A 15,857-nucleotide genomic window follows, 5' to 3' on the forward strand; every position below is an offset into this window, starting at 1 on the left:
CAGCAGGTATTACAGATTAAGCGCTTTGAAACGCTCGCCATAGTGTTTTTCGAGATAATTAGTAAGCATATCTGTTTCAAACTCACTACAGCGAAGGCAGTCATAATGATACCCTTCCAGCTTTTTTATCTCCTTTTGACCAGACATTCCCATCGTATTATAAATGGCATCTACGAGGGAGTGCCCCCACCAATCCCATTCATTTGTTTCAAAACCTGCTACCGCCGTACCAAAGTATGCGATCATGACAGGTATGTCTTCAAAGCCTCTGCCGGTGTACTTAAATATTTCGTATGCTCCGGCCGCACAGTGAAGTAAGCCCGTACAAGGTCCGAATATGACTTTGACAAAATCACTGCTGAGCAAATTGATATTCTTCCTTAAGGAAGGGTTAGTGCAAAACATAATATCATCAGTGAAATCTGCCTGGAGGTACTCTTTATAGAATTCCTCCTTTCCACTGTTACGCTCATCAAAGATGAGAACTTTGGTATTTGGAAAAGCCTTGAAGTACTTTACCATTTCAATTAATACAGTAGTTGGAAGTATTTTCTCCTTGCCGGAACTGGTATCAAGAAAGACCACTACTTTTTCATGGTCAGCCACTCCTGCTTCCCTAAACCACTTATCGCTCTCTGCCTTTTCCTCTTCAGAAATGTACATTTCCTGCTTAAACTGCTTGTGATTTTCCTGAAAGTCATCACTTTCAGAATAAGCAAGGAAATCAATGTAGGTAGGAAACACCTCGCTATAGCCATACAGAGACAATACCCTGGACATATTGTCCCCCGCCTTTTGCTGAAAATATTCTTTGTAATCCTCCTCCTTATCCGAAAACAGGAGTATCAGATCATATACATCATAACTCAGATCATCATCGTCTAAATGAATATCCTCTACACATGGGTTATTTTTCAGTATGGCATAATGAAATTTATTGGTATAAACTTCAATCCGCGCATTATAGAGGAAAGACTGCAGTGCACGTAATTTCCCAAAGGCAACTACCGAATCACCTATCCCGAAATTCTTAAGATCGATTACCAGAATTACTTTTCTTACCTCTTCCGGCTTTAGTTTAACTTCGTTACTTGATTGTACACTACTAAAGTTTAATTCGTACATAACTCTTTGAATAAATGATCAATCGATAATCAGACAGCGGGTAAAACTTTCGAAAAAGTATTACTACCCACAGTCCTAATCAGCAATGGAAGTATAGGGGACAGAGGGTGAATTACGATAATTAGAACCCTCTCTCTATTGGTGGCATCAGATAGTCTTGTGCAAGTGGTAATTATTGTATGCCTGTCATTTCTTTCTCAGCTACCTTCACTTCATCATGGGTAATATTTCCAAAATTAAACTTCACTACCCTGTCAGCACAGTTAAAATATTCATCATCGTGCGTAACGGCAATGACCGTCTTACCCATGCTTTTAAAGTGAGGAAGTAACGTCTGGTAGAAGTATGCCCTGAATTGAGGATCCTGTTCTGCAGCCCATTCGTCCAATACAAGCAAGGGTTTGTCTGATAGCAGCTCATAGATCAGTGCTAACCGTTTTTGCTGCCCCTTCGATAGCTTATTCTTTATGCTGTTGTTCTCCTCGTCAAAGCTTAGTTTATCCTGAAGCCTCATCAGTTCAATGTATTCGGCGAGGATGTTATTGGAATCCGACAGCTCAAACTTATCGTAGTTTTCGTCGAAAAGCTGATGATCTGTGAAGATGGTAGATATCTGATCACGGTAGGCCTGGAAGCTATCATCTGACAACTCCTCACCGTCTACCAGCATGGTGCCGGATTGCGGTTTATACAACCCGGTGATAATATTGATGAAGGTAGATTTACCCGCTCCGTTACCTCCGGTAATAAAGACTGTCTGTCCTTTGTTCAGCTCAATATTCAAAGGCCCAACAGTAAATAACCTGTCTTCTTCATCCTTATAGGAATAGACCACATTATTCAGAGTAATGGTATTATACCTAAAGCTTTTGTCTGTCTCCTGGCTTTCACCGGATTCCAGCTTTTCCATTGGTAGCTTCCTGTCCAGTCTGTATATCCGCTCCAGGGCGATCTTCACATCCGTGTAAAAGGGCAGGAACATAACCAGATTGGCCACTGGGGTCATCAGAAATAGGATAACCATAATGAACATAGAGGTTAGCTCCTTATCAAAGGCAGCAATATTCGGCAGCAAAAACATGACCGCACCCAGTACAACGTACCAGCTATATGTGCCGGTAAGCTCATTGTCCACGTACTTCTGTGAAGCACGGATACTTTTCTCTTTACCCTTAAGCCTGTTTGCGCGTAGAAAGGAGTGGTAAATATTGTCATTCCTCTGCTTGCTCATCTTCATTTGCTTAAAGCCATAAAGGAGCTCTTTCAGGTATCCGTAGTATTTATCATGCAGATCACGTACAGAGTTCAGCTCTCTTTCAATGCTGCTATTGCGCACTGCATAGAACATAAACAGGGCCACCAGTATACCCAGCACACACAAACCTGCCCAGAAGGAAATATAATGCAGGTAAGCCAGGCCACAGATAATGATCAGCGAGGAGTTTATCAGGTTAATGAAAGCATCAGGCAACTGAGCTAACTTCCGCGTATCGCTGATAGAGGTATAGATGTATTGCGACCCTAATTTTTCAAAGTTCTCAAAATTGGAGTGCCTTACCTTATCTACGATGGACAACTCCAGATCATAGAGAATATCATTAGATATCCGGACCATGTAGTTTTGAAAAATCTTAGTAGTGACAAAGGAAAAACCTATGAGAAATACAAAGATCAACCAATCGTACTCAGGGTAAAAAGGCAGTGACTCTCCACTGACCGTATTATTGATCAATATCAGTAATGAGCTATAAATCAAACTATTTATTAGCCCAAGCATGATAATGGAGAAGTAAAACAGTTTAGACTGTTTTTGAAAGATTTTTAAAACTTTAAGCATTACCTGGTTTTCTAACTTTAATGTGTGATTGCTGGAATAGTATTCTTGTCGGTACCTCCCTCCGGCATATACCGGTATTCAGGCCCGCCCTTCATTTAAGTATTATACAGCCTTATTACTTCGGTCAAGAAAGGCATTCAGTACTTCCGATAAATGACTGATAGCCGGCTGTTTTAGAATTGATAGATGATCACCTTCTACTTCAGATACGGTAACAGGGTGTTTAAAATAGCCTTGTAGACTATCCATGTTATTGACCGTTTCAGAAGCCTTAATATAAATGGCCGGTGCCGATATCTCGTGATCAACTCTGTAAGCTTCCAATGCATGTTTAAAGGACCTGAATGCATTATATATGGAAACTATTCCTTCTGTTTCTTCTCCCTGAAGAGCAGGAACGATCCTTTTTACGCTTTCCGGTATCTTTTGCAGTAACTCTCCGGCAGTTATCCCTTTACTATTGATATTTTTTACTGCCATTGCCCACAGGTCTTCAATTGTAGTAGCCGATTGAATGCCTGCAAGCTCATCACCTCCGATAACCAGGAGGGTTTCGCGCTCCCCTTCCAGGGTGAACTCCTGATAGAGTTCATCAGAGCTGTTCCTGAATCTGGAGTCGATCAGAGCCAGGGAAGCCACCTTTTCACCGGCGGCCTCCAATTGGCGCACCATCTCATAACCAATGATGCCCCCGAGGCTCCAGCCTGCCAGGTGATATGGACCTTCTGGCTGCACCTGCTTAATAATAGCTATATAGTCAGCAGCTACCTGCTCTATCGTTAAAGGTGCCGGAGCATATGAATGCATGGCGGCTCGCCGGATACCATAGCAGGTATACCCATTCATGCTATTGGCCAGTTCAATATAACCGTTTACATCTCCACCAATATCATGGATCATGAATAGGTTGTCCTGGTCATTCTTTTGACTGTTTAAAAGGACCAACTGATCATTTGCTCCTTCTTCGCCAGGTCGCTTTTCCTCAATCCTGGCAGCGATGGCCTCTACCGTAGGAGCCTTAAATATCTCCACAAGGGGAATCTCGGCCTCAAAGACCTTTCTTATCTTAACGGCCATCAGGTTTGCTTTGAGTGAGTTACCCCCCACATCAAAGAAGCCTGACCTTACGCCGATACTTCCGGGCTCAGCCTTGAGTATTGTATACCAAATATCCAAGAGCTCTTTCTCTGTCTTATTAGAAGGCGCCACCACCTGCTCCAGCCTGGAGGTTAATAACGCTTGCAGCTCTTTCTTTAATTGCTTTCTATCGAGCTTGCCATTCCGGTTTCGGGGCAGTTCATGCCGTACCTCGTATACAGTCGGGATCATGTAGACCGGTACCGTACGGTGCAGAAATGTCATAATAGCTTCATCCTTTATTCCTTCTGAGGAACGTAATGCGGCAGAAAGGACTTTCTCACTCTCATGATAGCAAACCACAGCCTCTTCCACTCCCTGGTAGCACCTAAGGTGAGTCTCTATTTCTCCCAGCTCTACCCGTACACCATTTATTTTCACCTGATGGTCTTTTCTTCCAACATACATCAGATTACCATCTTCGCGCATGTAGGCCAGGTCACCCGTTTTATATAATGAAGGTTCCTCAGCTTCCTTAAGCCAATCAGGCCGTACGAAACTGGCAGCAGTGCGCTCCTCATCATTATAGTATCCCAGCGTACCATAGCGGGTGCTGATATACAACTCCCCTACCTGGCCTGGAAAGCAGGGTTCAAAACCCTCGTTTAGGACAAGACCATAACTCCCCGACATAGGCTTTCCTATCGGTATTTCATTATCCTCCGCACCTGCCTCATAAGTAAATTTAACCATGGTGGTTTCAGAAGCCCCGTACATATTCACTAACCGCGCCTGGTTGCCAAAGTGTGACTGCCAGGTACGGATATCCTGCGGATATAAAGTCTCTCCTGATAACAATACATATTGCAGATCAGGCAATTCCTGGCCACCCTGGTGCCCCTGGAGTATTTCACGAAGCAGCGTAGGTACACAGTGGATTACATTTACCCGGCTCTCTACCAGCCAGCCGGCAAGGCCTTCTGTTCTTACCATGCCATTCTCACGAGGAGGCAGGCATAGAACACCGCCATTACACAATGGCAGAAACAGGTCTCTGAGGAAGGCATCGAAAGTAGGTGACGTAAACTGGCTCACCCTGGGTTTTTCAAGATTCAGATACTCCGTTTCCCAATGAATAAAATGGTTCAGCCCCCTGGTAGAACCTAATATTGCTTTAGGCTTACCTGTAGATCCTGACGTGAAGTAAATATAGCAGGGTCGATCTGCAGACGCTTCAGGCAGGTTAATATCCCTGCTTTCCACGTCAGCCTCTACCCCCTTCAGGTCGTATCTGCAGGTTTGGAGTGAATCATCCCTTATCCTGTCTCTCAGCTTTTTGTAATGCTCTTCTCCGTTATCATCTACTATCACCCACCCCGGCTTGTACGCTTCGATCAGATCCAGAATACGCTCTTCCGGCTGGGAAATACCTACCGGAACCACCACTTTACCGGCTGTCATCACCCCTATCACGCTTATAGCCATGGCTTGTGGTGAATCCGCAAGCACAAAACATAGCTCCTGCCCTTCATCACCATGATGCACCAGGTAGCTGGCCAGCCCGTCGCATGCCTTCAGTAGCTGACCGTAGGTGTAGTCCGCATCCGCCTGGCTGCTGATAGCCATGGACTCAGGCGTACCCGAAGCCCGTTCTCTGAACCGGTCAAGTACATGGGGTATCTCGCCGGTCACTTCAGTTCTGTAGCTTTTAAAGGAATCCAGAAGGCCCTCCTGCTCGTCCTGAGATAATAAATTGATGTTCTTAATGCTGACTGAATGATCCTCGATTACCTGATCAATGATCCTTGTGAAAAACCCTGCAAACCTCTCGATAGAATTATCCTTAAACAGGTCTGTGGAATAACCAAAATGTAACAGGGTCTTCCCATTAGAGCCGGAGGCCGTCAGACTCAGATCAAACTTTGCAGTCTGGGGCCCGGTGCCATAGCTTGTCATATCCACATCCGAAAGCTCAAGCCCTGACTTCTCGAAATCCTGGTAGTTGAAGGTTACATCAAATAGAGGATTACGGCTTGTGTTACGTTCTACCTTCAGTGCGTCAATTAGCTCTTCATACTGAAAAGCCTGGTTTTCAAAGCAACTAAGTACCGTCTTCTGATTTCCTTCCATAAATGCAGCAAATGGCATCGTGTTATCCATTACACGCCGGAACGGTATAGTATTCACAAACATACCTACCATCTGCTCCAGATCAGGGTGGTATCTGCCTGCAACCGGTATGCCTATTACCAGATCATTCTGACCGGACAGTTTACTAAGTAGTACCTGGTAAGCTGACAAGAGCACAGTAAATAATGTAGCACCATGGCTTTGAGTGATCTTTTTCAGCTTTCGGGTTTTATCAGAACTCAGCTCAAACGTATAGGAGCCCCCCTTATGACTATTGACCACCGGACGGGAGTAGTCCGTAGGAAGGTCTAGCACTGCCGGCAGATCAGCAAAAGTCTCCATCCAGAAGGCCTTTTGCTCCCTGATGATTTTTTGTTGCCTGTCGCTATGCTGCCATACCGCATAATCCTTGTACTGAAGGCCAACCTTTGGAAGTTTCTTCCCTTCGTAAATGGCAGTAAAGTCGCCGGAGAGGATATCCTGCGAAATACCATCACTGACGACATGATGCATATCAACCATCATCAGATTATGGTTAGCATCTGTCAGCTTTATCAGGCCTGCCCGAATAGGCATTTCCTTTTCAAGGTCAAAAGGCCTGGTAAAGTCACTGATGATCGGACCGGCTTCTTCCTCGGTTGCCTCGTAATATTCAAGCTGGAATAAGGGGTCATTAAGAACCTGCTGGCGGGGACCTTCATCCGTTTCCACAAAGATGGTCCTCAGTATATCATGTCGCTGAATCAGCGCCTTGAACACATACGCCAAGCGCTCCTGATCGACGTCACCTTCCATCCTGATGACCTGCGGCATGTTATAGGCTACTGATACCGGGTCAAAGCGCTGCAGAAAGTACATTCGCTGCTGCGCCGAAGACATCACGTAGTATTTTTTCTTTTCAATTTCAGGAATAGCCGCATGTCCCGATTTTTCCAGGCTTTCTACGTATCCGGCCAGTTTGCGAATATCCTGGTGTGTAAATACAGTTCTCAGTGGTACTTCAATCTGAAGCTGCTTCAGAATTTTATTTACCAGCACAGTGGCCCGGAGGCTATGCCCTCCCAACTCAAAGAAACTGGTGGTAACACTGATGGCGGCTGCATCTAACTTTAATACATCTGCCCAGATGGATAATAGTTTTTCCTCCATCTCAGTGGCAGGTAGTTGATGGTCTACCTGGTCTGAAAGTTCAGGGTCTGGCAGCGCTCTATAGTCTGTCTTACCATTGGATGTCAGAGGTAAAGTCTCCAGGTATACATAGAATGACGGCACCATATAATCTGGTAGCACATCAGAAAGAAACGCCTTAAGCGCATAATTTTGAATGGCCTTATCCGAAACATAATAGGCCACCAGATGGTCTTCTTCATTGACCACCCTTACGGTTACCACTACGTCACGAATACCCTCATACTTATTCAGCACCGTTTCTATTTCCCCTGGTTCAATGCGATACCCACGCATTTTCACTTGTTTGTCTATACGGCCCAGGAATTCTATGGTGCCATTTTCCAGCCAGCGGGCCAGGTCTCCCGTCCTGTACATCTTTTTTCCCGGTGAGAAGGGATCATCAATAAATTTCTCCCGGGTAAGTTCAGGTTGATTCAGGTAGCCACGGCTCACGCCATCGCCCCCCACTATCAGCTCCCCAGGTATACCTATTGGCTGTAGCGCATCTCCCTTACTAAAGATATAAGCTGTAGAATTACTTATTGGCCTGCCTATCGGAATATTATGGCTGTATGCTTTATCGATCTTATGGCAAACAGAGAAAGTGGTATTTTCAGTAGGGCCATAGCCGTTAATAACCTGCAAGTGAGGGTGCAACTCCCTCACCTTATTAACAGATTTGGCCGTAAGCGCATCACCTCCTACCAACAGATAAGTTAGACCGGAAAAAATATTGGCATCTTCTCCTACATGCTGATCAAACAAAGACGAAGTAAGCCATAGCGTATTAATAGCATGTTGCTGGATAAAACGCTCCAGTCGGGACGACTTCAGTATAACATCCTTCTCAGCAAGGTATAACCTGCCTCCGTTCAGCAGAGCCCCCCAGATCTCAAAGGTGGTAGCATCAAACACCGGGGCTCCCGTCTGAAGGATCCTTGTGTTATCATTTAACTCTACATAGTTTGGATTACACACTAGACGGGTAACATTATGGTGCAATACACACACCCCCTTAGGCTGGCCTGTAGAACCTGATGTATAGATCACATAAGCCATGCTATCGGCACTAGCTTCACTAATCAGGTTTTCTGTAGCCATACCAGACTCCGCAGCACCCAGAGTAAGTACCTCTGCATACTCGCTCAGCATGTCTGCATGTTGGGGGTGGCTCAGCACCACGTTAACGCCCCCGTCCTGAAGCATATATTTATGCCTGTCAATAGGAAAATCCGGATCAAGCGGCAGGTAAGCCCCGCCCGCCTTTACTATTCCCAGCGTAGCTATAACAGCCTCTATTGACCTGCCTGCTAATATTCCCACGCGCTCTTCAGGAGAAACGCCTTTGCGCTGCAGAAGATGGGCAACCTGGTTAGCCTTATGATTAAGCTCTTCGTACGTAAGTTCAACCGTCCCTGTGCTGATAGCTATTGCTGAGGGAGAAGCATCTGCCATTTTTTCAAATAATGACCCGATTGTTTCCCTCTGAGGGTACGCTACTGTCGTATCATTAAATTCTGTAAGGATTTGTAGTTCCTCTTCCCGGGATGCCAGGCTCACATCCGCTATCTTGATTGAAGGATTCTTTATAACCTCTTCTATTACTTTGAGGAAGTACCCTGCAAGCCGCTCGATCGTTTTTTCGTGAAATAGTTCAGCAGAGTAGTTGAAGTTCAGGCTAATCACCTCTCCCTTATCGGTGGCCGTCAGCATCAGATCGAACTTAGACGACGTACTTTCCTCTCCAAACTTCGAAAGCGTCAGCCCGGGAATCTGCAAATCCTCTGACTCAAAGTTCTGGAAGGAGAACATCACATCAAAAAGAGGATTTCTACCGGCATTTCCACTCATATCCAGTGCCTCCACTAAAGAGTCAAAGGGATAGCTTTGGTTATCAAAAGCGGTAACAGTCTCTTGGCGGATTTCCCGTAGAATACGTGCAAACTCCTGATCTCTGTTGAGTGAATTACGTAAAGGCAGTACGTTAACAAACATACCGATTACCTGCTCCAGGTCAGGGTGTACCCTGCCTGCCACTGGGGCCCCCACTACGACATCCTCAGTATTAGATATTTTGCTTAATAACACATTAAAGCAGGTAAACAACACCATGAACATCGTAGCATCCTGCTCTGCCACAAGCCCTTTAAGCTCCTTAGTCTGTTTGCTGTCTATCTCAATGGCATAATTACCCCCCTCCCTGGTCATTGCCTGGGGGCGCACGTAATCTGTAGGAAGATTCAGAGCATCAGGTAAGGGAGTAAATTTCTGTAGCCAGTAGTCTTGCTGCCTCGCAAGCATCGCCTGTTGCTCCTCACTATGCCACCTTTCTGCATAGTCTTTGTACTGAATATCTACCTCCGGCAGCTTCACCCCCTCATAAAGCTGCATAAACTCACTCACGATGATGCCCTGAGAGACCCCATCCGTAATGATATGATGCATATCCACCATCAGAAGGTTTTGACCGGGTGAACCCAAACGAACCAAGCCTGCACGTAAGAGAGGAGCGGTTTTAAGGTCAAATGGGCGGACAAACTCCTCCGTTATCTTATAAGCCTCATCATCATTCGCGGCCGTATAATAGTCAAACTCAAACTCCAGATTTTCATCGATTAACTGAACCAGCTCGTCATCCACTTCCTCGAAACGTGTTCTCAGTATATCATGTCGTTTGACCAATTCTTTAAAGGCGCTCAGAAGGCGGACTTCATCCAGGTCTCCCTCCATTTTAAGCACCTGCGGCATATTATATAATAAAGACTCCGGATCAAGGCGCTGCAGGAAGTACATTCTCTGCTGGGCAGATGATACAGCGTAGTGATCTTTCTTATCTGCTTTTTCGATTCCCGAATAACCACTTGCTTCCAGGCTGTCAACAAATGTTGCAAGACTTCTTAGGTCCTGATGAGTGAAAATGGCCTTTAAGGGTACTTCTGTGTTAAACTCCCGGAGAATTTTATTGGTAAGAACAGTAGCCTTAAGGCTATGCCCCCCGGCCTCAAAGAAGTTTGTAGTGGTACTTAGCTGATCAGCAGGAAGCTTCAGTACCTCACTCCACACATTTACCATCCTTTTTTCCGTATCAGTAGCAGGCGCCACATAGTCCACAGTGTAGTATGTCTGAGGCTCAGGCAGTAGTTTACGGTTTATCTTACCACTTGCACTTAGTGGAAACTTCTCCATAGGCACAAAAGCCGAAGGCACCATATAAGAAGGAATCCGGTCAGAGAGGAACTGCCTTACTTCATCTACCGTCACCTCCTGCTTCTGAGTATAATAAGCAACTAAGGCCTTATCATTATCATTTTCTATAGCCAGGACTACGCAATCCTTTATAGCAGTATGCTTACTAAGGTGAGTTTCCACCTCCCCCAGCTCTATGCGGAACCCTCTGATCTTTACCTGATTATCAATCCTTCCTAAAAAGTCCAGATTGCCTTCAGGAAGCCACCTGACCAGGTCACCGGAGCGGTACATCTTCTCTCCTTCCCTGAAGGGGTTTGCGACAAACTTTTGCGCATTCAGTTCCGGATTATTTATATATCCGCGGGTCATCGACTCCCCCCCGATATACAACTCACCAGCCACACCAGATGGCAGCAATTCCATATCAGGCCCAAGTACATAGACTTCCGTATTTTGGACCGGCCTGCCGATTGGTACCCTGGTTTTAACCTGGCTCGTGTCAGTTATTACCTGTAAAAGAGACGTTATCGTAGTTTCAGTTGGTCCGTAAGCATTACAGACAGTATGCTTTTCAGACAATTTGCGAACGGTTTCCGGCTTACTCGCCTCCCCTCCACAACTGATCCATTTAAGCCCTTTATGGAAGTTGTGTTCCACATTCTCAAGGAATGAGGGCGTAACATCCATATAGGTAATATTATGCTCAGCTATATATTTATTAAACCCATTGCCATCGATAAGGATATCTTTTTCAATTGGCACGGTGGTAGCTCCGAACAACAGAGCCATCCAAAGCTGCTCTACCGAAGCATCAAATACAATGTTTGCAAAAAGCAGCACGTTATCTGACGCATCAATATCATAGACCAGCTTCTGATAATACATCAGGTTCACTACCGGTCGGTGAGGTACCTGCACGCCTTTAGGAGTGCCGGTAGACCCTGAGGTATAAATGATATAGGCTATATCGTCAGCACTGTATGGCACCTCCAGATTAGTGGTGTTATAATCGGAGCCTATCGAGTGTATATCAACTACTTCAATACAGTCATTTATCGCTGACCCTACTTCAAAATTACTTAAAAGTAAAGAAGCCTTGCTTTCCCGTACAAGAAACGAGATCCTTTCTGCCGGGGAAGAAACATCTAAGGGAAGATAGGCAGCACCAGCCTTTAATATGCCGATCATGGCCGTCACCATCTCAGACGACCTTTCAGTCATTAACCCTACTACAGATCCCTGCATTACCCCTCTGCTCATCAGGTAATGAGCAATCTGATTGGCTCTTTCGTTAAGCTCCCCATAAGTAAGCGACATATCGTTAAAAGATAATGCCACATTACCGGGAGACTCAAGCACCTGCTTCTCAAATAGTTGTATCAGCGTTTTATCCCTTGGATAATCCGCACGGATACCTTTCCCTAACTCCAGCAGCGCATTCTTTTCCTCCCTCGGTAGTATATCAATGTCAGATATTGCAGCCTGTGGCTTAGTCGCAATGCTCTCTATAATCCGCTTAAAGTAGTGAGCAAACCTGGCAACCGACTCTTCTTTGAATAAGTCTGTGGAATACTCAAATGCCAGGTGTAACCTGCCGGAGGCCTCAGACGCATTTAACGACAGGTCAAACTTAGAGATTACATACCCCGTATCGTAGGCACTAAACTCAAGTCCGGGCAACTCCACACCCTGCTCCTCTATACCGTCATAAGCAAACATGACATCAAACAGAGGATTACGGTTCGTCTGGCGATCCAGCTTCAGCAGGTCGATGAGCTCTTCATACTGGAAAGTCTGATTAGCAAATGCCGAAAGTGTCCTTGACTGAATATCAGCTAATAATTCACTATAACTACTCTTCCTGTCTATTCCGGCACGTATCGCCAGCGTGTTTACAAAAAGACCTATCACCGAATCCAGGTCATCGTGATGGCGGCCCGCCACCGGAGTACCTACCACCACATCCTCATGACCACTTAGTTTGCTAAGCAGAATATAGAATGCAGATAATAGTACCATATACATGGTAGCATCATTCCTAGCGGCTATCTCTTTTAACCTACGCGTGGTTTCTTCATCAATATCAAATGATAAGAGATTACCACGATCACTTTTTACATTAGGCCTGTCATAATCATATGGCAAACGAAGGGGATCAGGCACATCCTGAAACTCCTTCAGCCAGAACTCTTTTTGTGCCTTCAGCACCTCTTGTTGCTGATCTGACTGCTGCCACTCTGCGTAGTCTTTGTACTGTAATTTGCAGGCAGGCAGTTCCATGTCATTATATAAAGACATGAATTCATCTATAAAGATGCCTTGTGATACACCATCACTTATAATATGATGCATATCCACAATAAGAATATTCTCCTCGTTTTCCTGTACAGGGAGAACCCCTACACGGATAAGAGGGCCCTTTGTAAGGTCAAAAGGACGAATGAATGCCTTAAGTACCTCAGCCTCCGACTGCTCATCCGCGGAAAGAAAAGTAATATCCAGTGGTAGGTTCTCCGCCACTTTCTGAACAGGCCGGTCATCTACCGTTTCAAAGGTTGTACGAAGGCTTTCATGCCTTTCCAGCAGCCTGGCAAAGGTGCCGGATAGCTTTTCTGTATCCAGCTTACCCCTGATCCTTACTGCCTGAGGCATATTATAGCTTGTAGACTCCTTATCAAACTGGTATAGAAAATACATCCTCCTTTGGGCGGAAGACAGTTCATAATAAGGTTTGATATCAGCCTCAGGAATTTGAGTGTAGGCACTCTTTTCTTCCCGGTCTATAAAACCCCCCAGGCTACGGATATCCTGATGAAGGAATATCGCCTTGATAGGTACCTTCACCTGTAGCTGCTGATGGATCTTATTAGCCAAAATAGTAGCCCTCAGGCTATGGCCTCCCAATTCAAAGAAGTTAGCCGTAGCGCTTATCTCAGAAGGCTCCAGTTTCAGTATCTCAGCCCAGATAGCGGTGAGGGTTTTCTCCGTGTTCGTTTCAGGTGCGTAATACCTTTCTTTATCATTCAGCTCGGGAGCCGGAAGCGCCTTCCGGTCCACTTTACCATTTACGTTCAGAGGGATATTATCCAACTGCACATAAAATGCAGGCATCATATAGGCAGGAATATTGTCCTTCAAAAAAGCCTTTAGTTCACTTAAGTCCACTGTCCCGGTGGAGGTATAGTAGGCAATCAATTGTTTCTCGCCGTGTACTTCCCCGGCGATTACCACCACATCCTTAATGCCATTATACCCACCGATACCAGACTCTATCTCTCCCAGCTCTATTCTGTGCCCCCTTATCTTTACCTGGCTATCCTTCCTTCCCCGAAATTCTATCAGGCCACCACTCAGTACGCGGCCCAGATCACCGGTTCTATAGAACCTGCCAACAGGCTCACCTTCCAGCATCAAAAAGCTATCACTTGTACGGGCTTCATTGTTCAGGTACTCAGCCGCAACCCCCGGGCCCCCTATGTAGATTTCACCATCCGCACCGATTGGAAGCGGTTTGTGATTCAGGTCCAGAACCATCACCTTACAGGCGGGCATCGGCCTGCCTATGATGGTTCCTTTTGGAGTTCTCTCATTTAGCTCTGCCGGGCTGTAAGTAACCCAAGTACAGAAGACAGTTCCTTCTGTAGGGCCATACGTCACCACTATACTGGCGTTGCGAAATACCCGGTTCAGTTGGGCCAGCAGGCTATCCTGGATCAGGTCCCCGCCAATATACAAGTGGTGTACATGGTCATAAGCTTCCGGATTACTATGCACCAAGATCGTCTCGCAGAGTTGTCCGTACAGAGCAGGCACTGTATCAATCGTATTTGTCTTTTTAAGATTCTCAGCCAACTGCACAGTATCAGATATTGCACTTTTTGAAAGCACCCGCACACTCCCCCCGTTTACAATAGGGGCAAAGATCTGAAAGATGGAAATATCAAAAGCGATAGAGGCCAGGAATGGCATCATAGTGCCATTGTCCATTCCAAGAGCACCCGCACAATTGCTTAGGAAATGCCCCAGGTTTGCATGCGTCAGTACGGTACCTTTAGGCTTCCCTGTGGAGCCGGATGTATAGATAATGTAGGCTACGTCAGCCCCCTTAACCTCCGGTAGAGACACCTTAGGGGATATGATTACATCCTCCCAGTGAGCCGCTATATCCAGAGAAGCATAGCCGTTCTCTTCATAATATCCTGTATGCCCACCTATTACCAGTTTCGGCTGCACTTCATCGATTATGTGCCTATTCCTCGCATTTGACGGGTCACCGTCCACAGGCACATAAATAGCACCCGCCTTCCATATACCGGCAATAAGAGGTACCAGCTTTTCCCCCCTATCTATATTAACCACTACATAATCCCCTTTAGTAATGCCACAAACCTCTGTCAGGTAAGCAGCAATTCCCTCACTCATCTCCTTAAGTTGCCTGTGAGACAGGCGAGTACCTTCAAATAATACCGCATCAGCATCCGGATAAAGGTCAGCCTGAGCCCCCATTAACTCAAACACACTTCGCTGTTCCTGCTCCCGCTTCGCTCCAAGCCCATAAGAAAGTAGGCCGCTCGCCTCAGATTCATTCAGAATCCTGATATCACTGATCCTTACCTCAGGGTTAGCTGTAACCTGATCAAGCACATAAAGAAAATGATCTGCAAACTGACCTGCCGGTACTATATCCTGGCAGGCCGTATCCACCTTTAGCTTAAGAATTCCGCCATCAGTGATTACACCAATCTTAAATGGGGCATGAACCTGCTCTGCAAAAGGCAGATAATGTACTCCGGGAGAATACACTATCAGATCAAGGTGTTGCCGAAAAACAATCTCTTTGATCTCATCTTCCAAATGATTGAAATCGAAAGACCCATATTTTTTGGCACCTACTACCGCCTGCTGTACCTTCCCTACCAGTGCCTTGAATGGACTATTTCCTTCTATTTCCCCCCTTAAAGGAAGGACGTCATCCTGCAGAAGACCTGTGCTCTCCCTGCTTCCAAACCTGGGAATACCTACTAATACCTGGTTTTCGCCCAGGTATTTCGCCTTCAATACCTGAACTGATGCCAGCATAAATACGAGCATAGCCACATCGCTCCCCTTGCATATCTTTTGTATACGCTCAGAGATAGATGGTGGCACCGGATATGACTTGCTCCCCCGCTCATCAGAAGGTGGAAAAAGTACATTACCCTTCTCACTTTCAAATTTTGCCAGTTCACTGATCCAGTAATTGCGACTTTCAACAACTTCTCTTTTAGTTGAGGAAAGGCGGTCTTCTAAATCGTATTTTTTCATGGGTGGTTATAGTAATAGCTAGTTC

3 protein-coding genes are annotated in these 15,857 nt (G+C 45.6%); all 3 read right to left on the reverse strand.

All coding sequences use genetic code 11. The features are described from left to right. Positions 1 to 9: 9 nt before the first annotated feature. The 3 genes from AB9P05_RS04980 to AB9P05_RS04990 all read right to left on the reverse strand — a co-directional run bounded on the left by AB9P05_RS04980 (position 10) and on the right by AB9P05_RS04990 (position 15,832). Positions 10 to 1,125: a glycosyltransferase family 9 protein gene (locus AB9P05_RS04980; protein ID WP_371907704.1), complete on the reverse strand. Its 1,116-nt coding sequence runs from the start codon at positions 1,123 to 1,125 to the stop codon at positions 10 to 12. A gap of 172 nt (positions 1,126 to 1,297) precedes the next feature. Next, positions 1,298 to 2,962: a cyclic peptide export ABC transporter gene (locus tag AB9P05_RS04985; protein WP_371907705.1), complete on the reverse strand. Its 1,665-nt coding sequence runs from the start codon at positions 2,960 to 2,962 to the stop codon at positions 1,298 to 1,300. Between the two features lie 102 nt (positions 2,963 to 3,064). After that, a complete protein-coding gene (locus tag AB9P05_RS04990; protein WP_371907706.1) occupies positions 3,065 to 15,832 on the reverse strand; it encodes an amino acid adenylation domain-containing protein in 12,768 nt (4,255 codons plus the stop codon). Between the last annotated feature and the right edge of the window lie 25 nt (positions 15,833 to 15,857).

The sequence above is a fragment of the Roseivirga sp. BDSF3-8 genome, from assembly GCF_041449215.1.
GTDB lineage: Bacteria > Bacteroidota > Bacteroidia > Cytophagales > Cyclobacteriaceae > JBGNFV01.

Coding starts and splice junctions, on each gene's coding strand:
- AB9P05_RS04990 (WP_371907706.1), bottom strand. CDS start 15,832: ATGAAAAAATACGATTTAGAAGACCGCCTTTCCTCAACTAAAAGAGAA.
- AB9P05_RS04985 (WP_371907705.1), bottom strand. CDS start 2,962: ATGCTTAAAGTTTTAAAAATCTTTCAAAAACAGTCTAAACTGTTTTAC.
- AB9P05_RS04980 (WP_371907704.1), bottom strand. CDS start 1,125: ATGTACGAATTAAACTTTAGTAGTGTACAATCAAGTAACGAAGTTAAA.